This window comes from Flavobacterium sp. 1 (assembly GCF_002797935.1).
Classification (GTDB): Bacteria; Bacteroidota; Bacteroidia; order Flavobacteriales; family Flavobacteriaceae; genus Flavobacterium.
In genome coordinates, this window is record NZ_PGER01000001.1 from 5,239,104 (window position 1) to 5,259,536 (window position 20,433).

The 20,433-nt window shown below is 34.5% G+C and carries 19 protein-coding genes; 6 read left to right on the forward strand and 13 right to left on the reverse strand.

Going from position 1 to position 20,433, the window contains the following annotated elements; translation table 11 throughout:
• Positions 1-226: 226 nt before the first annotated feature.
• The 6 genes from CLU83_RS21535 (at position 227) to CLU83_RS21560 (ending at position 6,712) form a co-directional block, all read left to right on the forward strand.
• Positions 227-1,003 (forward strand): tetratricopeptide repeat protein, encoded by a 777-nt coding sequence (locus CLU83_RS21535; RefSeq protein ID WP_100433483.1) that lies wholly within the window; start codon positions 227-229, stop codon positions 1,001-1,003.
• A gap of 90 nt (positions 1,004-1,093) precedes the next feature.
• Complete coding sequence (gene ribH, locus CLU83_RS21540) at positions 1,094-1,666, forward strand: 6,7-dimethyl-8-ribityllumazine synthase (RefSeq protein WP_100433484.1); 573 nt, start codon at positions 1,094-1,096, stop codon at positions 1,664-1,666.
• A 286-nt stretch (positions 1,667-1,952) separates the two neighbouring features.
• Entirely contained in the window at positions 1,953-3,848 is a 1,896-nt protein-coding gene (gene mutL, locus CLU83_RS21545; RefSeq protein WP_100433485.1) for a DNA mismatch repair endonuclease MutL, read from the forward strand.
• Positions 3,845-4,657 carry a rhomboid family intramembrane serine protease gene (locus CLU83_RS21550; RefSeq protein WP_100433486.1) on the forward strand — a complete coding sequence of 271 codons (813 nt, stop codon included), beginning with the start codon at positions 3,845-3,847 and terminating at the stop codon, positions 4,655-4,657. The genes mutL and CLU83_RS21550 overlap by 4 nt, the downstream gene beginning before the upstream one ends.
• 78 nt (positions 4,658-4,735) lie before the next feature.
• Complete coding sequence (locus tag CLU83_RS21555; protein WP_100433487.1) at positions 4,736-5,593, forward strand: rhomboid family intramembrane serine protease; 858 nt, start codon at positions 4,736-4,738, stop codon at positions 5,591-5,593.
• A 72-nt stretch (positions 5,594-5,665) separates the two neighbouring features.
• Positions 5,666-6,712 carry an endonuclease/exonuclease/phosphatase family protein gene (locus tag CLU83_RS21560; protein ID WP_100433488.1) on the forward strand — a complete coding sequence of 349 codons (1,047 nt, stop codon included), beginning with the start codon at positions 5,666-5,668 and terminating at the stop codon, positions 6,710-6,712.
• Between the two features lie 146 nt (positions 6,713-6,858).
• On the opposite strand, the gene CLU83_RS21565 is transcribed toward CLU83_RS21560, so the two are convergent.
• The 13 genes from CLU83_RS21565 to dnaA all read right to left on the reverse strand — a co-directional run bounded on the left by CLU83_RS21565 (position 6,859) and on the right by dnaA (position 20,260).
• Positions 6,859-7,479, reverse strand: coding sequence for a WbqC family protein (locus CLU83_RS21565; protein ID WP_100433489.1), 621 nt, complete (start codon positions 7,477-7,479; stop codon positions 6,859-6,861).
• A gap of 66 nt (positions 7,480-7,545) precedes the next feature.
• Positions 7,546-9,099, reverse strand: coding sequence for a signal peptidase I (gene lepB / locus CLU83_RS21570; protein ID WP_100433490.1), 1,554 nt, complete (start codon positions 9,097-9,099; stop codon positions 7,546-7,548).
• 90 nt (positions 9,100-9,189) lie between these two features.
• Positions 9,190-9,894, reverse strand: coding sequence for a 4-hydroxy-tetrahydrodipicolinate reductase (gene dapB, locus CLU83_RS21575; protein WP_100433491.1), 705 nt, complete (start codon positions 9,892-9,894; stop codon positions 9,190-9,192).
• Positions 9,895-9,944: 50 nt separating this feature from the next.
• On the reverse strand, positions 9,945-10,505 hold the full coding sequence (locus tag CLU83_RS21580; protein WP_198512324.1) for a DUF5683 domain-containing protein: 561 nt from the start codon (positions 10,503-10,505) through the stop codon (positions 9,945-9,947).
• The gene (locus tag CLU83_RS21585) at positions 10,505-11,404 is read right to left on the reverse strand and encodes a ParB/RepB/Spo0J family partition protein (RefSeq protein ID WP_100433492.1); all 900 of its coding nucleotides are present in this window, start codon (positions 11,402-11,404) and stop codon (positions 10,505-10,507) included. The genes CLU83_RS21580 and CLU83_RS21585 overlap by 1 nt, the downstream gene beginning before the upstream one ends.
• Before the next feature lie 4 nt (positions 11,405-11,408).
• Positions 11,409-12,176 carry a ParA family protein gene (locus CLU83_RS21590; RefSeq protein WP_100433493.1) on the reverse strand — a complete coding sequence of 256 codons (768 nt, stop codon included), beginning with the start codon at positions 12,174-12,176 and terminating at the stop codon, positions 11,409-11,411.
• A 237-nt stretch (positions 12,177-12,413) separates the two neighbouring features.
• Positions 12,414-13,295, reverse strand: coding sequence for an SDR family oxidoreductase (locus tag CLU83_RS21595; protein WP_198512325.1), 882 nt, complete (start codon positions 13,293-13,295; stop codon positions 12,414-12,416).
• Positions 13,296-13,450: 155 nt separating this feature from the next.
• The gene (locus CLU83_RS21600) at positions 13,451-14,578 is read right to left on the reverse strand and encodes a methionine aminotransferase (protein WP_100433494.1); all 1,128 of its coding nucleotides are present in this window, start codon (positions 14,576-14,578) and stop codon (positions 13,451-13,453) included.
• A 434-nt stretch (positions 14,579-15,012) separates the two neighbouring features.
• Positions 15,013-15,777, reverse strand: a complete 765-nt coding sequence (locus CLU83_RS21605; protein ID WP_100433495.1) for a lipopolysaccharide assembly protein LapB — start codon at positions 15,775-15,777, stop codon at positions 15,013-15,015.
• A 112-nt stretch (positions 15,778-15,889) separates the two neighbouring features.
• The gene (locus tag CLU83_RS21610) at positions 15,890-17,257 is read right to left on the reverse strand and encodes a T9SS type A sorting domain-containing protein (protein ID WP_100433496.1); all 1,368 of its coding nucleotides are present in this window, start codon (positions 17,255-17,257) and stop codon (positions 15,890-15,892) included.
• Positions 17,258-17,527: 270 nt separating this feature from the next.
• Positions 17,528-18,250: an SAM-dependent methyltransferase gene (locus CLU83_RS21615; RefSeq protein ID WP_100433497.1), complete on the reverse strand. Its 723-nt coding sequence runs from the start codon at positions 18,248-18,250 to the stop codon at positions 17,528-17,530.
• Between the two features lie 107 nt (positions 18,251-18,357).
• The gene (locus CLU83_RS21620; RefSeq protein WP_100433498.1) at positions 18,358-18,828 is read right to left on the reverse strand and encodes a low molecular weight protein-tyrosine-phosphatase; all 471 of its coding nucleotides are present in this window, start codon (positions 18,826-18,828) and stop codon (positions 18,358-18,360) included.
• A gap of 4 nt (positions 18,829-18,832) precedes the next feature.
• A complete protein-coding gene (dnaA, locus tag CLU83_RS21625; protein WP_100433499.1) occupies positions 18,833-20,260 on the reverse strand; it encodes a chromosomal replication initiator protein DnaA in 1,428 nt (475 codons plus the stop codon).
• Between the last annotated feature and the right edge of the window lie 173 nt (positions 20,261-20,433).

The following is a 20,433-nucleotide window of genomic DNA, read 5'->3' on the forward strand; positions in this document are numbered from 1 at the left end:
GCATGGATAGCCCGACTGCGTTGTGTAAAGGGGCGTATAAGCGATGCTATAAGTAAGCCCCTTTGCTCAACGGGGGCACGCCCTGATTATTCGGATATTAGGGAGTGTTTTTGCAGTGAAAATAAGGAATTAAAAATATTCTTCTAAATTTTAATATAAAATCGTTTTTTTTTACGTGCATTAGAATAAAAATTTTATTTTTGCCGTTCACTAAATTAAATTTTAAATGGCTACTTACAGTAAAAGAGGATATAAAGCACCAAAAGAAAAGGAAGTTAAAGACGATGCAGTTGAAAATGTAATGATTGACGAAAAAGACAGTGCTACGGCTGAGGTTTTTTCGAAATTAGACGAAACAGCTTCTAAAACAGAAGACTGGGTTGCTAAGAATCAAAAAATTATAATTGGGGTTGTTGGTGCTATTACATTGGTGACTGTTGGATATTTTGCTTATCAAAAATTTATTTCTAATCCAAAAGAAGAAGATGCTGCTAACGAAATGTTTGTTGCGCAATCTAACTTTGAACAAGCTACTAATGGAGTGGCAAGTGATTCATTGTACAAATTGGCATTGAATGGTTCTGAAGGTAAATTTGGATTTGTAAAAATCGCAGATGAATATTCTGGTACTGCTGCAGGAAATTTAGCTAACTATTATGCTGGTATCGCTTACTTGAATACAGGTAAATATGATGATGCGATTACTTATTTAGGTAAATTTAGTTCAACTGATGTTATGTTGAGCGCTTTGGCAAAAGGAGCTATTGGGGATGCTTATTCTCAAAAGAATCAGCCAAAAGAAGCTTTGGAAAATTATATTAAAGCAGCTGAATCGAACAAAAATGATTTCACTACTCCGCGTTTCTTGATGAAAGCTGGTAAAGTTGCTTTGGCATTAGGAAACAAAGAAGATGCTTTGAAATATTTTACAGATATTAAAGAAAATTACGAAAATTCTCCTGAAGCTGCTACAGTGGATGGTTTAATAGGTCTAGCACAATAATAGAAAGATTTAAGATTGTTGATTTGAGATTAATGATTTTTGATTTCAAAACTCTATCTTTAATATCTAAATTCTAAATTTTAAAATTAAATGGCTACCGAAAATAAAAATTTATCGGATTACGATAAAAACACAGTCCCAAACGCGAAAGACTTTCGCTTTGGGATTGTTGTTTCAGAATGGAATGATAACATAACCGAAGGGCTTTATAGTGGAGCAATTACTGCTTTATTAGAGAACGAAGTGCCTGCCCATCACATTATCCGTTGGAATGTTCCTGGGAGTTTTGAGCTGATTTATGGTTCTAAAAAGATGTTGCAGACCCAAAAGGTTGATGCTGTAATCGCTATAGGCTGCGTGATTCAAGGGCAAACAAAACATTTTGATTTTGTATGCGAAGGAGTAACACAGGGAATTAAGGATTTGAACGTTCAAACGGATATTCCGGTTATTTTCTGTGTATTGACAGATGATACTATGCAGCAGTCTATTGACAGAAGCGGCGGTATTCATGGAAACAAAGGAACTGAAGCGGCTATAGCAGCGATAAAAATGGCTTACATTCGCCAACAGGCTTCGTTGTCTCATCAAATTGACAATCAGCATTTATTATCTTCTGGAGCTTTGCGAATCGAAAATTTGCCTTTGCAGATAGAAGAATGATTATTTTAAGTAATTAGAAATTAGTGAAAAGCTAATTACTACTGAGGACTATTTACTGATTACTATAAAAAAAATAACCTATATCGTTCGCTGAATGGTATAGGTTATTTGTTTTTAGCACAGTGTATCTAAGGTATTGTCTTGATGAAAAGTCATTTAGAATTGTTGTAGTATTTTTGGTTTTTTTTATGAGTGCCAAAGAGGTAAAACCCAAGAGAAATTCCTTAAATTTGTCTTCCTTTGATTTAAATTTTTAAATCTGTAATCCTAAATCTAAAATTTTTCAATGTCGAGTATTATTCAATTGCTTCCTGATCATGTTGCCAATCAAATTGCCGCTGGTGAAGTGGTGCAAAGACCTGCTTCAGTAGTGAAAGAGCTGTTAGAAAATGCAGTGGACGCAAAAGCAACCGACATTAAGTTAATCATAAAAGATGCAGGGAAATCATTGGTACAAGTTATTGATAATGGTTCTGGAATGAATGTTACCGATGCGCGTATGTGTTTTGAACGCCATGCGACCTCCAAAATCCGTCAAGCCGAAGATTTATTTTCACTGCATACCAAAGGATTTCGCGGTGAAGCATTGGCTTCTATTGCGGCAATTGCCCACATGGAAATGAAAACCAAATTGGAGCAGGAGGAACTAGGAACTCACATCGTTATTGAAGGGAGTAAATTCATGTCCCAAGATGTGGCAGTTTTGCCAAAAGGAACTTCATTTGCTGTTAAAAATTTATTTTTTAATATACCGGCGCGCCGTAATTTCCTGAAATCGGATACGGTGGAATACCGCCATATCATTGATGAGTTTCAACGCGTGGCTTTGGCGCACCCAAAAATACATTTTACATTTTACCATAACGGAAGCGACATGTATAATCTGCCTCCGTCGAGTTTAAGACAGCGTATCGTTAATTTTTTTGGAGGGAAAACCAATGAAAAATTGGTTCCTGTCGTGGAAGATACGGAGATGATGAATATTCAGGGCTTTGTGAGTAAACCTGAATTTGCTAAAAAAAATAGGGGAGAACAGTTTTTCTTTGTTAATGACCGATTTATAAAAAGCCCCTATTTGCATCATGCGGTAATGGCAGCTTATGAGGGGATTTTGAAAGATGGCTCACAGCCTAGTTATTACTTGTATTTAACGGTACCGCCAAATACGATTGATATCAATATACATCCTACGAAAACAGAAATCAAGTTTGATAATGAAAGTGCTATGTATGCTATATTGAGAGCGTCAGTGAAGCACAGTTTAGGGCAGTTTAATGTAGCTCCTATTCTGGATTTTGAGCGTGATGCTAATTTGGATACTCCTTATCATTATAAAAATTTGGAAGCAGAAGTACCAACAATTCAGGTTGACAGGAGCTTTAACCCTTTTGCTGAAGAAAGACCGAATAAGACTTACCAATCATCTTATAAAAAAGGAGAATCGACTAACAATTGGGAAAGTCTGTATACGGATGTAAAACACGATACGGCTATAGTTTCTGGCAACAATGAATTTGCTTCGAGCAACAATGATTATTCTTTTGAAAATGATGATTTTTCTTTTGAAAATGAAGAGGTTACATCATCTTTGTTTAATGATGAAGATGTAGAACAGACTGTTCAGAGAACGTATCAAATTCACAAAAAATATATTGTTTCTCCCATAAAATCCGGAATGGTAATTGTCGATCAGAACAGAGCGCATCAGCGTATTTTGTATGAGCAATTTTTAGTAAATATGACAGTTCAGCACGCTTCGAGCCAGCAATTGCTGTTTCCGATTAATCTGTTTTACTCCGCAACCGAAATGGAACTTATTGCCGAATTGCAGCAGTCATTAGTCAATACAGGGTTTGTTTTTGAGGAATCCAATTCAGATCATATCGTGATTTCGGGCATTCCGGTAAACATTACCGAGAGCGAAGTGGCAGCCGTTTTGGATCAGCTGTTGAGTGATCTGCATAACGGAATTCCTGAGAACAGTTTCAGCCAGAATGATACTATTGCCAAATCGATGGCCAAAAGTTTGGCAGTGAAAACAGGTGCTTATTTAACCGAAAAAGAACAGGAGAATTTAGTGAATGGTCTTTTTGCCTGTAAAGACCCGAATGTTTCCCCATTTCAAAAACCCACTTTCATCACCATGCGTGTGGAAGATTTAGATAAAAAGTTTGCCTTATGATGAATATTACGCCAGTTGTAAAACAACTATTGATTATTAATATTATCTTTTTTATTGGCTCACAATTAGTGCCGGTATCGTATGATCTTTTTGCTCTTTATTATCCTGAAAGTGATAATTTTAAAGTTTGGCAGTTAATTACCCACATGTTTATGCATGCACCATTTCCTAATGTTGCACATATTTTATTTAATATGTTTGCACTCTATTCTTTTGGTTCTGCGTTGGAACATTTTTGGGGAGGAAAAAAGTTTATTTTCTTTTATATTTCTTGTGGGTTAGGCGCAGCATTGCTTCATACAGGAGTTAATTACTTTGAAATCCATTCTTTATTATCGGAAGTTTCCAGTTTAAATTTGTCAAATTCAGAAATACATCAATTATTAAATGCAGATTATAGTACGTTATTTGACGAAAGAGGAAAAATGTTGCCAGGTGAGATAAATTCAATATTGGAGAGAGTACATTGTACTCAAGGACAATTCAATACTATTGTAAATGCATCAATGCTTTCAAAAGGAGTCGTTGTTGGTGCTTCTGGAGCTATTTACGGTTTGTTAGTGGCGTTTGCCTTTATGTTTCCAAATGCAGAATTAGCTTTGATCTTTATACCAATTCCAATTAAGGCAAAATATTTTGTACCAGGAATATTGGCTGTCGATTTGTTTTTAGGGTTTAAAGGGCAATCTATTTTTGGTGCAGGAAGTACAGGAATAGCTCATTTTGCACATATTGGAGGAGCTTTAACAGGCTATGTTATGATGTGGTATTGGAAAAAAAACCAGTTTAACAAAAATCGTTGGAATTAATTTTTTAAAAAAGGCAGGTATTCTGTAAATTGTAATTAAGTTATCAGAATTAGATATATAATCGAAAATAATAAAAGCATGAATATCTTAGACGATTTGAAAATGCAATATAGATTGGGAGGCATCTCCTTAAAAATGATCTATTGGAATATAGGTTTTTTTTTAGTTTCCTTATTTTTCTATCAATTTAGCATTGGGGCTTTTGATTTTCCAAATTGGATTGCGTTGTCATCTGAACCAGCTGTTTTTTTGTTGAGACCCTGGACTTTTCTTACGTATGCTTTTTTTCATGATGGGTTTTTTCATTTGCTTTTCAATATGATGGTGCTGAATTTTGCCAGCTACCTGTTTTTGACTTTTTTCTCGTCCAAACAATATTTAGGTCTGTATATTTTAAGTGCTATTTTTTCTGGGTTGATATTTGCTCTGGCATTTAATCTGATGCATTACAGCGGTGCTATAGTTGGTGCATCGGCAGCAATAATGGCTGTTTTAGTTGCTGTAACAACCTACAGTCCTCTAATGGATGTAAGATTATTACTGATTGGCAATGTCAAATTATGGCATGTTACAGCAGTAATTATTATTTTGGATTTAATGCAGTTTCGTTTAGGGAATTCTGGAGGGCATATTTCACATTTAGCAGGGGCTTTTTTCGGTTTTATGTATGTGAAGTTATTGCAGAACGGAATTGATTTGAGTAAGATAGTAACTGCGGTTTTGGATTTCTGTACCAATTTATTTAGAAAACCGTCGACACCTTTCAAGAAAGTGCATAAAAATTATAAGAAACCAACCGAAAAACCGATTTCGAAAATAGTGGTTAAAGATAAAAAACAACAGCAAATCGACGAGATTTTGGATAAAATCAGTCAGTCTGGTTATGACAGTTTGAGTCAAGAAGAAAAAGAATTCTTGTTTCAAGCCGGAAAATAACCTATTTTTATCTAATTATTATTGAAGTGTAATCGAAACTTTTAACTTTTAGAAGTTTAAAATACATTAAAAATGAAGAACCTTTCATGGTTTAATAAAGGAATGTATCTTTTGAATTTAGTGCTTATAGTGCTAACATTCATCGCTTATCTGCTGCCTTTTTTGGCACCAAAAATCTTTCCGTTTTTATCGGTATTAACTTTATTCATGCCTTTATTTCTTTTAGCTAATGGATTGTTCTTTCTGTATTGGGGAATTCAGTTTAAAAAGCGCATGATTTTGTCAGGTTTAGTTCTTTTGATTGGAATTACTTTTTTTAATAAGTTTTATAAATTTTCTGCTAAAGAATTTAAGGAAAGCGACAAGGATTTTACCATTATGAGCTATAATGTGAGACTGTTTAACGTTTTTAAGTGGTTAGACCGCGATGATATTCCAGATACAATTTTAGAATTTATCAATACTCAAAATCCCGATATATTGTGCATTCAGGAGTTTTCAAATTCAGCTAATATTGACCTGAAAGTATATCCTTATAAATATGTTTTGATGGAAGGAAAACAAATTAAAACTGGTCAGGCAATATTTTCTAAATTTCCTATTATCGATCAAGGACTCATTGTATTTCCTCATTCAAACAATAATGTAGTTTTTGCTGATATAAAGAAAGGGAAAGACATCATTAGAGTATACAATATGCATCTGCAGTCAATAAAAATTTCACCGGAAGTAGGTGAAATTTCAGAAAATATTGATGTAATTGATCAGCAGAAATCCAAATATCTTTATAGCCGAATCAGTAAAGCTTTTAAACAGCAGCAGGAACAGGCGGCTATTTTTAAAGAACATGAAAAAGATTGTAAATATCCTATTATCATCTGTGGCGACATGAATAACAGTGCTTTTTCGTATGTATACCGCAATATAAAAGGGAAATTGAGAGACAGCTTTGAAGAGGCTGGCAAGGGCTTCGGGGCGACTTATAAATTTAAATATTATCCAGCTAGAATAGATTATATTTTTGCTGATGAAACTATGGAAGTGAAGCAGTTCGAGAGTTTTCCCGATTTTCAAAACTCAGACCATTATCCTATTATGGCAAAATTGTCGATGCAATAGACTTTGTTTGTGTTATTTTTTGCAAAAACTCAAACCATTAAAATTAAGTTCAATTCTAAATTAATCTTAATTTCTCCTATGTTTGCGAGGTTATTGATTAGAATTATAAAAGTCAATAAATTTGAATTTTAAAAGGTATTTTGCTATCAAATGATTGCTTGATTTTTTAAATAATCCATAGCAAATTTCCCTTCATTAAACAGTAAATCCAGAACGCTTAAATTGTTCAAAAATCCATGTTTATCATCAAAAACTTGAGTGTAAGGCTCGAAAAGGGAATGGTCTTTTTTCCCATTTACCAAATAACGAAAATCGGTAATTTCCGGATTTTCGATTTCGTGGAAATATTCGGATGTGGTGCCAAATTCTAACTTCATCCGCAGACACTTAGCTGTTATTTCTAAAGCTTCAAAATTGAGATCCATCAAAAAAGTATGTTTTTTTTGAAAAATAGGGAGTAAGTCGTCTTCGAAGTACTCAAAGAAAGGAGAACTTCTGTAAGCGGCTTCCAGTGATTTAAAATGCTGTTTTTGCCAGTCAAATTCCGGTTCTATTTTAATGTCTTTTGTCTTCTGATGGCTTAAATTAGAATGTTTTATAGGAATATTTAGCAATTGAATGCCATTTGGACTGTAAATATAAGTTCGGTTGCGGTTTGTTTGTTTTTGAAAATTATCCTCCATTTCAAATGTAATACTATCAGATTGCGCCATCGCTGCAAAATGACTGATTGATGGAAAATAGGAGGGATGTATTAAGATGTTCATTTTTATTAGGTTTAGGAGTTTAGAAAGTTTAGCTTCAAAACTAAACTTTCTAAACAATATAAACTTCTAAGCTTTTTTCGCTTTTCTTTTTTTCCAAAAATATTCGCCAACAAAAAAGGCAGCTAGTGCAATTAAGAAAAATTTAAAGTACGATTGTGGCTGTCCTTCACCGCTAACGGTTGTGAATACTCTGTTCCAACGAATTTTGTTTAAGCCTTTACCATTAGTGTCCCAGCTTAACCAAATAAAAATTGGTTTTCCTACAATGTGATTTTCTGGAACATATCCCCAATAACGGCTGTCTTCAGAGTTATGGCGGTTGTCTCCCATCATCCAGTAATAATTTTGACCGAAAGTGTAAGTAGTGGCTGGCTTTCCGTTAATTAGAATTTCATTCCCATTCACTTTCAGATCGTTTTTCTCGTAATCGGCGATAATGGTTTTGTAGAAAGGTAATGTTTCTAAATTTAAGACGACTGTTTTACCTTTTTGAGGGATATAAATTGGTCCAAAATTATCTTGGCTCCATTGTTTCGTATGAGGGAAAATACCACTGTCAGCATTTTTATAAATAATTCTGTTTATGGCTGTTATGCCAGGTATGTTTTTTAATCTTTCTGCTCCTGCAGAAGTCAATGCGCTTATAACTAATGTATCTCTCGTTTGCTGATTTAAGAAATAACCGCCATCTGTGATGTCCATATCTTTGAAAAGATATTCAAAGTCAACAGGAGTTTTGCCGTCTAAAATTACTTTGTAAGAAAACTGAGGTTTTGCACGTTCTGGCAAAATCAGTTCTTTTCCATTAATATATACTAATCCTTCTTTGATTGATAAACTGTCTCCAGGAACGCCAACACATCGTTTTACATAATTTGATTTCTTGTCAATAGGCTTGTCAACTCTAAGTCCTGAATGATCTCTAAATTTGTACACGGTATCTGCTGGCCAGTTGAAAACAACTATGTCAGTACGGTTAATATTTTGTATGCCTGGAAGTCTGAAATAAGGTAATTGCGGCCAATTTAAATATGATTTCTGTTTGGTCATTGGAATCGTATCGTGTACCATAGGCATTGCTACAGTAGTCATTGGAACTCTAGCACCATAATTCATTTTGCTTACAAATAAAAAATCTCCAACTAATAATGATTTTTCCAATGAAGAAGTTGGGATAGTGTAGGGCTGAATGAAGTAGGTGTGTACAATTGTCGCTACAATGATTGCAAATAGTAATGAACTGATTGTATCGGCAGCTTTATGCTCTGGGTTAGTGTTTCTGTCGGAAATGTAAGTTAATGACTGAGTGTAATTAAGGTAAAAGATATAAAATCCTAAGGTTGCAATTACCAGTAAGGTATCTGCAGTACTTTTTTTGCCAAAACTGCGGATAGTTTCTACCCAGATAACAGGAAACATTATCAAATTAATAATTGGGATGAAAAGTAAAATAGTCCACCAAGTCGGGCGGCTAATTATTTTCATTAGTACAATAGCATTGTAAACTGGAATGGCAGCTTCCCAACGTTTTCTGCCAGCACTTTCGTATAGTTTCCATGTTCCTAAAAAATGAATAACCTGTACGGCTAAGAAAAACACAAACCAAAGATATAGTGTCATAATTTTGAAAATTAGAAGTTAGAAATTAGAAGTTAGAAATCGATCTATTTTCTAATTGGAATTTGGAGTTTTTATTGTTTAGGATTTATTTTATTTGGTTAAATTCAATACATCTTTCATAGTAAACACGCCTTGTTTCCCAGCCAGCCATTCTGCAGCGATTACTGCGCCTAAGGCAAAACCTTCTCGATTATGAGCAGTGTGTTTTATTTCGATGGAATCAACCTCAGAATTGTAGGTTACGGTATGAGTACCAGGAACAGTCCCTGTTCTTATAGCTTCGATATGGATTTCATTCTCTTTCGGGCTGTTTAATGTCCAATTGGAATAATTACTGTTTTCAATAACTCCTTTGGCTAATGAAATAGCTGTTCCGCTTGGAGCATCTAGTTTTTGATCGTGATGAATCTCTTCCATTTCTACTTTGTAATAGTCAAATTTTGACATGATTTTGGCAAGATATTCGTTGAATTCAAAGAATAAATTAACACCAAGGCTAAAGTTGGAACTTGATATAAATCCTCCGTTTGTTTCTTTACAAAGGGCTATCATTTCGTCATAATGCTCCAGCCAGCCTGTTGTACCCGATACTACAGGAACATTGGCATGAAAACAGCTGGATATATTGCTTACTGCTGCTGTTGGCACGCTAAAATCGATGGCAACATCGGCAGTCGAAAGTCCTTCGTATGTATTGAATTCATCTTTCTTTAAAACAATTTCATGACCTCTTTCTAAAGCAATTCTCTCGATTACCTGCCCCATTTTTCCGTATCCTAAAAGCGCAATTTTCATTATGTGTAATTTTTTTGTTTTTTTTATAAAGAGAGCAATAATTTTCGAATCTAAAAGCGATAATTAAGTGTTAGTCCCATATTTGACTTTAATGTTACAGCATCGGGAGTTATTTCTGGTCTTACTGATAAAGTCTGATTAACATTGAATTGAATTAATGCTGCATCTACATTGGCATCTATAATGTTTAGTACATAAAAGCCAATCACAAAAAGTCCTGATAACGAAGCATTACGTTGGTAAAGTTCCTGTGCTTTTATTAATGTAGCGTCTGAAAATCTGGCATATTCTGGGTCTGGATTACCCGCAAGTCTGCTTTTATAGGCATCGCGATATTCGTGGTACTTCTTTTTATTGTCGGCATATAAATATAAACTGGTCCCCATAGCTCCATAAACTAATGGGATTTTCCAATATCTTTTATTGTATGCCTGACCTAATCCGGGTAATATAGCCGAGAAAAAGGCTGCTTTTGCAGGTGTCAATGGATCTATTTCTGTTAATTTTAAAGTATCTTTTGATTGTAAAACAGCATCTTTTTTTGCTTGTGCAAAAATTGCTGCGTTTCCAAAAAGAAAAAGCAATAGACCTATGAATATGATTTTATTCACTACCCTTCTATTAATTTTATAATTCTATTGAAGTCTTCTTCAGAATGAAAAGGGATTGTAATTTTACCTTTACCATTTCCAGCAACTTTTACATCTATATTTGTTCCAAAATATTTGTTGAAAGTACTTACATCTTCATCATTAATTTCAAAAGAAGCAGTTTTTGCAGGGATAGCTGGTTTTGGTTTCAAACTTTCGTGATAGTTTTTTACCAAAGTTTCAGTCTCTCTAACGGATAGATTTTGGCTTACTATTTTTTGATAAATATCTGTCTGAACATCATGATCGTCTATGTTGATGATAGCGCGGCCGTGACCCATACTGATGAAACCGTCGCGTATTCCAGTTTGAATAATCGGATCGAGTTTTAAAAGTCTTAAATAATTGGCAATAGTAGAACGTTTTTTACCAACTCTTTCGCTCATTTGTTCTTGAGTTAACTGAATTTCATCAATCAATCGTTGGTAAGAAAGAGCAATCTCTATTGGATCTAAATCATGACGCTGGATATTTTCAACCAAAGCCATTATTAATGACTCATTATCGTTTGCAATACGGATGTAAGCAGGAACGGTAGTAAGTCCGATCAATGTAGAAGCGCGTAAACGGCGTTCCCCAGAAATTAATTGGTATTTATTGAAGTCTAATTTACGTACAGTAATAGGCTGAATTACCCCCAATTCCTTGATGGAAGTGGCTAGTTCACGTAAAGATTCTTCGTTGAAATTACTTCGGGGCTGAAATGGATTTATTTCTATAGCATCAATTTCAAGCTCTATAATATTGCCGACAACTTTATCTGCATTTTTATCTTCTACCGATTGAATATCGTTTTCAGGATCTTTTAATAATGCAGATAAACCTCTACCTAAGGCTTGTTTTTTTATTGCTTTTGACATACAGCTATTTACTATTTTTCTTTATAATTTCTTGAGCTAAATGAATGTAATTAACAGCTCCTTTGCTTGTAGCATCATAGTTTATAATGCTTTCTCCAAAACTCGGGGCTTCACTTAATTTTACATTTCTTTGGATCACGGTTTCAAAAACCATATCGTTAAAATGCTTTTGAACCTCTTCGACCACTTGGTTCGATAGACGTAGTCTGGAATCAAACATAGTTAGTAATAAGCCTTCAATGTCTAAATCTGGATTGTGGATTTTTTGAATACTTTTTATGGTATTCAATAATTTACCCAAACCTTCCAATGCAAAATATTCGCACTGAATAGGGATAACTACAGAATCTGCAGCAGTTAAGGCGTTCAAAGTCAAAAGTCCAAGAGACGGCGCGCAGTCAATCAAGATATAATCGTATTGGTCTTTTATGCTTTCCAATGCTTTTTTAAGCATGTATTCTCTGTTTTCTTTATCGACTAGCTCAATCTCAATCGCAACAAGATCGATATGTGCTGGAATTAAATCAACATTTGGCGACGAACATTTTATGACAGCCTCCAAAGGGGTATGACTGTGTTCGAGAATTTGATAGGTTCCAATTTCGACTGTTTCTACATCAATTCCTAAGCCTGATGTGGCATTCGCTTGAGGATCAGCATCTATTAGTAATACTTTTTTTTCTAAAACACCTAATGAAGCAGCTAGGTTAATTGAAGTAGTTGTCTTTCCAACTCCGCCTTTCTGATTCGCAATCGCTATGATTTTGCCCATTTATTTTCTAAATTTTGAACGGTAAAAATACAATTATTTATGGGTTTTGAAAATCTATTTTGTTAACAAAAACAAATAGTTTTACACTCCCCAATTTATCTTAGGAATACTGTGGATTCTTTGCTTTTTTGGTAATTAATATATCTGAAAAAAGAGAACTGTATAATTAGTTCTCTTTTTGATCTATTATTGATTACTTTTAATCATCACAATCTGAATGGTGAATTCTGTAAACTGCTAACTCTTTTTCTTTGCCTTAATCATCATTTCTAATTGATCCCAAAGCTCTTCGGGAATGGCTTCTAATAAATTAAATTGTCCAGCACCTTTCAGCCATTCGCCTCCATCAATAACAATTACCTCACCATTTACATAAGCAGAAAAGTCAGAAACCAAATATGCGGCTAAGTTGGCTAATTCCTGATTATCACCAACTCTTTTTAAAGGGACTTTTTTTGACAGGTCAAATTTTTCGGCAAGATCTCCAGGCAATAATCGATCCCAAGCACCTTTGGTAGGGAATGGACCTGGGGCTATTGCATTGGTACGAATTCCGTATTTTGCCCATTCTACTGCCAGACTTCTTGTCATTGCCAGAACACCTGCTTTTGCTGTGGCACTTGGAACTACATAAGCAGAACCGGTCCAGGCATAAGTAGTAACAATATTCAAAACGGTTGCCGAAGTTTGTTTAGTATCTATCCAATGTTTTCCAAAGGCAAGAGTACAGTTTTTGGTTCCTTTTAAAACAATATCAATTACAGTATCAAAGGCATTGGATGATAAGCGTTCTGTTGGCGAGATGAAGTTCCCTGCAGCATTATTTAATAATACATCGACCTTGCCAAAAGCTTTTAATACTTCCTGCAGCATATTTTCGACTTCTTCATAATGGCGAACGTCACATTGTATAGGTAAGCAAATTCCATTGGTTTCTGCTTCTAATTCTTTGGCTGTGTTTTTTAATTTGTCTAAATCTCTTGAAGTGATGGCTACTTTTGCTCCTAATTCTAAGAAATACTTGGTCATCGCTTTTCCTAATCCGCTTCCACCTCCAGTAACTACTATTACTTTTCCTTGTAAAGCATCGTCTCTCAACATTTTATCGGTATAACTCATAATTTATTTTTTTTGGATTGTAAATGTAATAAAATAAAATAGTATGCATGCATAATTATTTTTAAGTTACAAAGTTTCTTAGGCTCTGAGTTGCTAAGAAAATGAAATGCGTATGCTAAAAAAAATTGACGCTTAGAAACTTAGCATCTCAGTAACTATATTACTTCCAATCTTCTCGCTGCTTCTGCTAAAGTTAAATCATCCTTGGCAAAACAAAAACGGATCAGTTTTAAATCTTTTCCATTTTCATAAAAAGTGGATATTGGAATGGCAGCGACACCATAATCGATGATTAATCGTTTGCAAAAATCAACATCGTTCTCATTGGAAATGTCGGCATAGGAAACTACTTGAAAATAAGTTCCTTCACAAGGCATCAGTTGAAATCGGCTGTTTTTTAATAGTGCCCTAAAGTAATCTCGCTTTTCTTGATAAAATGAGCTGATCTCATTTACATCGACTAAGGCTAAATATTCTGAAACGGCGATTTGACAAATGCTATTGACACTAAAAACTAGGAATTGGTGCACTTTTTTGATTTCTTTCATTAAATAGTTAGGTGCTACGAGATATCCTATTTTCCAGCCCGTTACATGAAATGATTTTCCAAAAGAGGAAACAGTAATGCAACGGTCAAGCAGTTTTTTTCGGGTATGAGTTGAAATGTGTTTTTGTTCAAAAGTGATGTATTCATAAACTTCATCAGAAAGCAATAATACATCGGGGTATTTTTCTAAAAGGGACTCCAATTTTTCAAAATCAGATTCATTTAAAATTTTTCCGGTTGGATTGTGAGGATTATTGATGATAATCATTTTGGTTTTCTCCGAAAATGCACTGTCAATAATGTTCCAGTTGGGTGTGTAATCATCATTGAGTGCTACGCGAATGGGCTTTGCTTGGCTTAACAAAATTGGAGCTTCATAGCAATCATAGCTTGGATCTAGAATAATTACTTCATCATCTGGTTTTAGCAAAGCTAGTAATGTGGTGAATATGGCTTGGGTTGCACCAGCTGTGACGAGTATTTCGGTTTCGGGAAGGATATTACGATTGTAAGATGATTTTACCAATGCTGCAATTTTGTTTAGCAATGGCGGATAACCAGACATAGGCGTATATTGATGAACGTCTTCAAGCGCTAATCGGGAAACAATTTCAGTTAATCTTTCGTCAACAGGGAAGTTTGGAAACCCTTGGGAAAGATTGATTGCGTTGTGTTCTGATGCCATTTTGGACATTTCAGTAAAAATGCTGGTCGTTACATTGGGTAATTTGCTCATACAATAAATGAAATTATTTAGTAGTATAAAAGTAGTTGAATTATTTTTTGTTAAAATATGTTCGGGAAAATAAAACTCTCTTGAGGTAAAATGAATGTTCTTGCGGACTGAGTGAGGGATAGAAGCAATCCGCCGCAGCGGAGCGTATAGCCCGACAGCATAAAGGAAATGGGCCGTCTTACCGCTGTGATGAGCTGGCCCATTTTTTTTATGGTGGCACTTCCAAAAGATTTTGAGAGTGCTAATTTTTTTACATTTTTTGGATGATAAAAATAGCAGGGTGCTTGTGTAAATCGATAGTTTCTTTTTCCATGCCGAAATTTTCTTGGTTTTTAATTCTTGAAGTTTTGAAAACTAATTTAGCTTTTCCAATTCCTTTTTAAATTTCTCGACATAAGGTCCAAAGCGACTGTCTTTGTCAATTTGAGTAAAGTTTATCCACTCGTTGAATTTTTTAAGTTATTCTGACTGTAGAATGCGCATAAAATATTGAATGCATTTTCAGATTTATAAGTTTTGTCAGTTATATCTTTTTCTATTTTATAATAGGTTTTTATTGCATCGGGGAGCTGGTTGTTATGTACTTGCGAATAAAGTAATTCTTTGTAAGCATAAGCGTCGTCCGGTGTTTGTTTAATTACTTCTTTCAGGATATTAATCGCATTTTGAGGTTGATTTAAACAATTATATGAAAAAGCAATCTCAGTTTTAAGCCCTTTGTAGTTTGGGTCGATGTTTTTTACTTTTTCTAAGTATGTCAATCCTTTAGCACATTCGTTCCAAGCGTTATAAGTAGAGCCCCATCTGAATAACCTATTGGCTGCGTTTTCGTCTTCTTGATATGCTTTGAGCCAATCGGGAGTTTTTGAAATATCGAATTCGGCAAAATAAGATTCAGGAATAATTGCTACTAAAGTTTTGTTTGGCTGTAATCTGAATTTCATAGAACTTCCCGCTTCATTTTTACTGATAAGAAATTTTTCATTGCTGTTTATTTTGAATGAACCAGCAAAATCGAAAGTTAAACCTGCTTGATTGTCCATGTATACAAAACCATAGGTGTAGGAACCAGATGAGTCAGACGGAAAGACAACCCATTTATCTTCGCAATCAATAGGTTTTGAATTGAAATTTAATTTGTCTTGAGCTACACAACAAATGCTTATAAAAAAGTTTATAATTAAAATGAAGATTTTCATAATTATTGTTGGTTTTGAATAGAAGGCTTAGTTGTAATTTTATTTTCAAAATTAAGAAAAAGTTGTATTATACCCTTTCTGGTTGACTAATTGTTTTTTTTAAAATAAAAACTTATTGCTTTATAAATTTATATGTAGTGGAAAACCCTCCTATTTTAAGATTACATAAATAGATGCCTTTGGATAAGCTGGCTAAATTGATAGATAACTTTTCATTAGGCGCAACTTTTTTAGAAGAGGAGGAAATTTTTTCTCCAGTGATAGAATATATATTTATAGTTGCGTCTCCTGAAATAGTATCGGATAAATCAATATTTAAAATAGTATCAACGATTGTAGGGTATAGTTTTATACTTTGGTTTAAAGTGAGATCTTCGATACCTAAATTTGAACAGGCAGATAATGCTCCCCCTGCTGTAACATTCAATGTTGCACCTGCTCCACAAGTTGCGTTTGGGATATAAGTTGCTACATCAGTAACGGATAAAGGCGTATACATATAAGAAGGTTTTGTAACAGTTCCAGCATCTAGGCCTGTAACGGCCGTTGAAGTTGTTCCTTTGAGACAGCCGTCAAACTGTACTCCAACAGTTCCTCCATCTGTTGAAATGTAGTCTTTATAAACAGTAGCAATTGTAGCAAAATTGGTGTTTTCAATATAACAAGTTGTGTTTTTGTCTCCGCCACCTAGACCTATGGCTAATGAACTGCCAACTGTTGTTTTATAGTAACAGTTTAGTATGTGTAATTCTGAATTTCGAGCTCTAGGCATTCTTTCTTTGCATCCCTCCGCCCAATAACAGTTTTGAAAAGTTATGCTATAATGACCATCAGTTGGAAAATCACTTTTACTAGAGCCCACTAAATCTGTAAATCGGTGATCTGCAGTTCCGCCTGATCCGCCAGCTGTTGGAGTTTTTAAATAAGTAAATTTACACCAAGAAATACTTACGTTATCGGCGCTTCCTTTGTTGTCAAAATTACCGTCCATTCCGTCTTGAAACTCGCAATGATCTACCCAGATATTGGTTCCTTCGTTAGTAAGATTGTCTTTGCCGTCAACATCATAGGCTCCTGGACCTTCAAAAATAAGATTTCTTATGATAACATTATTTGAGCCAGATTTTATGTAGAGGATTCCTGAATTAGCGGCAGATGTTGGTGAATCTCCAGGAGTTATCTGTAAGTTTCTTAGTCTTGCTCCAGGTAATCCTATAATGGTTCGATTGGTAAGCAATACGCTTGTATAGCTGCAGTCAATCGTTCCTGAAACTAAAATTACAGAATTGGCTACGGCAGTTGATGTAAGTGCAGTTTTTAATTTGTCATAAGTATCAACTGTTACGGTATTGGAGGCAGTTGGAGTGCCTCCACCGGTAGCGGCTGCACCAAATCCTTGCGGACTTGTCATGTAATAGTTTTGTCCAGACATGCTGTAAAGACCAAGTAAAAATACACCTAAAAATAATAATTTTCTCATTTAATAAAGTTTTTGGTTTAGTAAATTTAAGGGTGAAATCGACGCAATATACAATAAAATAGTTTGAGCGCAATCGATTACATTAAATTTTGATAACTTGATGTTTTTTGAATAAAAGCGGTTTTATCTAGCGAAGTGTGTGAGGGATAGGAAGTAACGCAGATGAACCCGACAGCATAAAGAAAATGGGCCTACTCATCGAAACAGTGAGTAGACCCATTTTCTTTATGGTGGCACGCCCAAAAGGTTTTGAGAGCGCTAAATTTATTTTTACATTTTATGGATGATAAAAATAGTGGGGCGTTTGTGTAAATCTATGGTTTCTTTTTTCCATTCCGAAATTTTCTTTGTTTTGATGTATTCCGTTGGTAAGGTGATATCGGTGGCTATGCATAGATGCGTTTCAGGATGCAGGGTTTGGATTAAATCTTCGAGTAATTTATTGTTGCGGTACGGTGTTTCGATGAAAATCTGAGATTGATTTTTTTCAAAAGATATGCGTTCCAGACTCTTGAAACTGGCTTTTTTTTCGTCTTTTTCAATGGGTAAATAACCATGAAAAGTAAAGCTTTGACCATTCATTCCGGAAGCCATTATAGCTAATAATATAGAGGATGGACCAACTAACGGAATGACTTGGATGCCTTTTTCATGTGCTAATTTCACAATTACAGCACCAGGATCGGCTACCCCAGGACAACCTGCTTCGCTCATGAGTCCCATGTTTTTTCCTTCTAAAAGAGGTTTGATAAACTCTTGATGTTCTTTAGTTTCAGTATGTTTATTTAGGATAAAAAGTTTTAATTCGGATTGTTTTTTCTCAGGATTAGTGAGTTTGATTGATTTGCGGGCTGTTTTGTCGTTCTCAACAACGTAATAGTCTATTAAATCAACGCATCTTTTTATGGTTTGCGGCAATACATCCATTGGGTCGCAATCGCCCATTGTGGTTGGAATTAAATATAGTTTTCCAAAAAGAGGTGCTGATTTCATAAATTGATTTTGTTTTTTAGGAACGAGAAGTTTTTAGCCTTATAAGAATGGTTTCTTGCTGGTGTATTTGTAGTCGCTGGCAAAGTTATGAAAAAACAGATTTGGTTTTACTCTGAATGTTTGGCAATCAGTCTTTGGGCTATTACATCACAAGCTTCGTCTAGCATTTGATAGACCATGTCAAAACCATTTGCTACGCCATAGTATGGATCTGGCACATCTACATTTTCATCAGGGAATATGGAATTCAAAATGAGTTGGACTTTTTCTTTTTGGATTTCGTTATTGGCAAGATGAATAACATCTCTGTAATTGGTGTTGTCCATTACAAAAATATAATCAAAAGTATCGAAATCTGTTTTTGAAAATTGTCGGCCTTTTTGATTGGCAATGTTTAAGCCGTTTTTTTTTGCCGTTGTTATTGAGCGATTGTCTGGAGCGTGACCAATATGCCAAGAACCTGTTCCTGCAGAATCTACGAAGAATTTATCATTTGGGAGTTTGGAGGCTAATATGCCTTCTGCCAGTGGAGAACGACAGATATTCCCCAAACAAACCATTAAAATCTTAACAGGCATTACTTTATAGCGTTAATTTTGAATTAATATCCTCGACATACTTTTTAAACTGTTTATCGGTAGCAACTAAATTATCAACCGTTTTGCAGGCGTGCAGTACGGTAGCGTGATCACGGTCTCCAATTTGAGAACCAATATTGGCCAATGAAGCTTTGGTGAATTTTTTAGCAAAAAACATAGCTAGCTGTCTAGCTTGCACTACGTGCCTTTTTCTTGTTTTAGACTGTAGGGTTTCTAAATCTAATTGGAAATAATCGGAAACAATTTTTTGAATGTAATCGATTGAAATTTCTCTTTTTACATTTTTTACAAATTTTTCTACGACACTTTTAGCCAATTCAATGGTTACTTCTTTTTTGTTGAAAGAAGATTGTGCAATCAATGATATGATAGCGCCTTCTAGTTCGCGAACATTTGATTTGATGTTTCTGGCCACATATTCTATAATTTCATCAGGCATTTCAACACCATCACGATATAGGATATTTTTTAAGATAGAAATTCTAGTTTCGTAATCTGGTTGGTGTAATTCAGCAGATAATCCCCATTTAAAGCGAGATAATAAGCGTTGTTCAATATCCTGCATGTCTACAGGAGCCTTGTCTGAAGTCAAGATTACCTGTTTGCCATTTTGGTGCAAATAGTTAAAAATATGAAAGAATACATCTTGTGTTCCTGATTTTCCGGAAAGGAACTGAACATCATCAATGATTAAAACGTCGATTAATTGATAAAAATGAATGAAATCATTTCTATTGTTTTTCTTTACCGAGTCAATATATTGCTGCGTAAAAATTTCGGCAGAAATATATAAGACAGTTTTTTCGGGAAATTTATCCTTAATTTCAACCCCAATAGCATGTGCCAAGTGAGTTTTTCCTAATCCAACTCCACCGAAAATTAATAATGGGTTAAAGGATGTTCCTCCTGGTTTATTGGCAACAGCCATACCTGCTGAACGGGCAAGTCTATTAGAATCTCCTTCTAAGAAATTATCAAAACTGTAATTTGCATTTAATTGAGATTCAATTTTTAAATTGCGAATTCCAGGAATTACAAAAGGATTTTTTAATTCAGGGTTAAGGTTTTTAAAAGGTGCATCTACTTCTTGCGCTTTTACAGGTCCTCTATTAGCACTTGGCAATTGTTCCGTAAACGGTTGTTTGTTGCCATAAGTGTTTTCCATTTTAATTTTATAAAGTAACTTTGCATTTTTTCCAAGTTCTTTGGTTAAGGCTACTTTTAATAATTTTACGTAGTGTTCTTCTAGCCATTCGTAGAAGAATTTACTTGGTACTTGAATATATAATGCATTATCGGTAAGTTCAACTGATTTAATTGGCTCAAACCAAGTTTTATAGGCTTGATCTTGAATGTTGTCCTTTATAAAGGACAGACAGTTTTCCCATACTGATTGTGCAGTCTTGTTCATATATCTAGTTAAATTATTTTGTTTAAAGTAATCTGTATCTTACAAAAGAAGTGTAAAATAGTTTCATATTTCGGGATAACAAATATGTGAACAATTATCTGTAAAAAAAAATATTTAGGTTATAATTTTTAAAAAAAAAAGTTGTAAGGAAGTTTTTAAAGTTTAAAATTTTA

What these genes read in the sequence shown, in the direction of transcription:
- mutL (WP_100433485.1), top strand. Translation starts at nt 1,953, where the DNA reads ATGTCGAGTATTATTCAATTGCTTCCTGATCATGTTGCCAATCAAATT.
- lepB (WP_100433490.1), bottom strand. Translation starts at nt 9,099, where the DNA reads ATGACACTATATCTTTGGTTTGTGTTTTTCTTAGCCGTACAGGTTATT.
- CLU83_RS21610 (WP_100433496.1), bottom strand. Translation starts at nt 17,257, where the DNA reads ATGAGAAAATTATTATTTTTAGGTGTATTTTTACTTGGTCTTTACAGC.
- CLU83_RS21595 (WP_198512325.1), bottom strand. Translation starts at nt 13,295, where the DNA reads ATGAGTTATACCGATAAAATGTTGAGAGACGATGCTTTACAAGGAAAA.
- CLU83_RS21615 (WP_100433497.1), bottom strand. Translation starts at nt 18,250, where the DNA reads ATGAAATCAGCACCTCTTTTTGGAAAACTATATTTAATTCCAACCACA.
- CLU83_RS21560 (WP_100433488.1), top strand. Translation starts at nt 5,666, where the DNA reads ATGAAGAACCTTTCATGGTTTAATAAAGGAATGTATCTTTTGAATTTA.
- dnaA (WP_100433499.1), bottom strand. Translation starts at nt 20,260, where the DNA reads ATGAACAAGACTGCACAATCAGTATGGGAAAACTGTCTGTCCTTTATA.
- CLU83_RS21565 (WP_100433489.1), bottom strand. Translation starts at nt 7,479, where the DNA reads ATGAACATCTTAATACATCCCTCCTATTTTCCATCAATCAGTCATTTT.
- CLU83_RS21600 (WP_100433494.1), bottom strand. Translation starts at nt 14,578, where the DNA reads ATGAGCAAATTACCCAATGTAACGACCAGCATTTTTACTGAAATGTCC.
- CLU83_RS21550 (WP_100433486.1), top strand. Translation starts at nt 3,845, where the DNA reads ATGATGAATATTACGCCAGTTGTAAAACAACTATTGATTATTAATATT.
- CLU83_RS21535 (WP_100433483.1), top strand. Translation starts at nt 227, where the DNA reads ATGGCTACTTACAGTAAAAGAGGATATAAAGCACCAAAAGAAAAGGAA.
- CLU83_RS21605 (WP_100433495.1), bottom strand. Translation starts at nt 15,777, where the DNA reads ATGAAAATCTTCATTTTAATTATAAACTTTTTTATAAGCATTTGTTGT.
- CLU83_RS21620 (WP_100433498.1), bottom strand. Translation starts at nt 18,828, where the DNA reads ATGCCTGTTAAGATTTTAATGGTTTGTTTGGGGAATATCTGTCGTTCT.
- ribH (WP_100433484.1), top strand. Translation starts at nt 1,094, where the DNA reads ATGGCTACCGAAAATAAAAATTTATCGGATTACGATAAAAACACAGTC.
- CLU83_RS21590 (WP_100433493.1), bottom strand. Translation starts at nt 12,176, where the DNA reads ATGGGCAAAATCATAGCGATTGCGAATCAGAAAGGCGGAGTTGGAAAG.
- CLU83_RS21555 (WP_100433487.1), top strand. Translation starts at nt 4,736, where the DNA reads ATGAATATCTTAGACGATTTGAAAATGCAATATAGATTGGGAGGCATC.
- dapB (WP_100433491.1), bottom strand. Translation starts at nt 9,894, where the DNA reads ATGAAAATTGCGCTTTTAGGATACGGAAAAATGGGGCAGGTAATCGAG.
- CLU83_RS21585 (WP_100433492.1), bottom strand. Translation starts at nt 11,404, where the DNA reads ATGTCAAAAGCAATAAAAAAACAAGCCTTAGGTAGAGGTTTATCTGCA.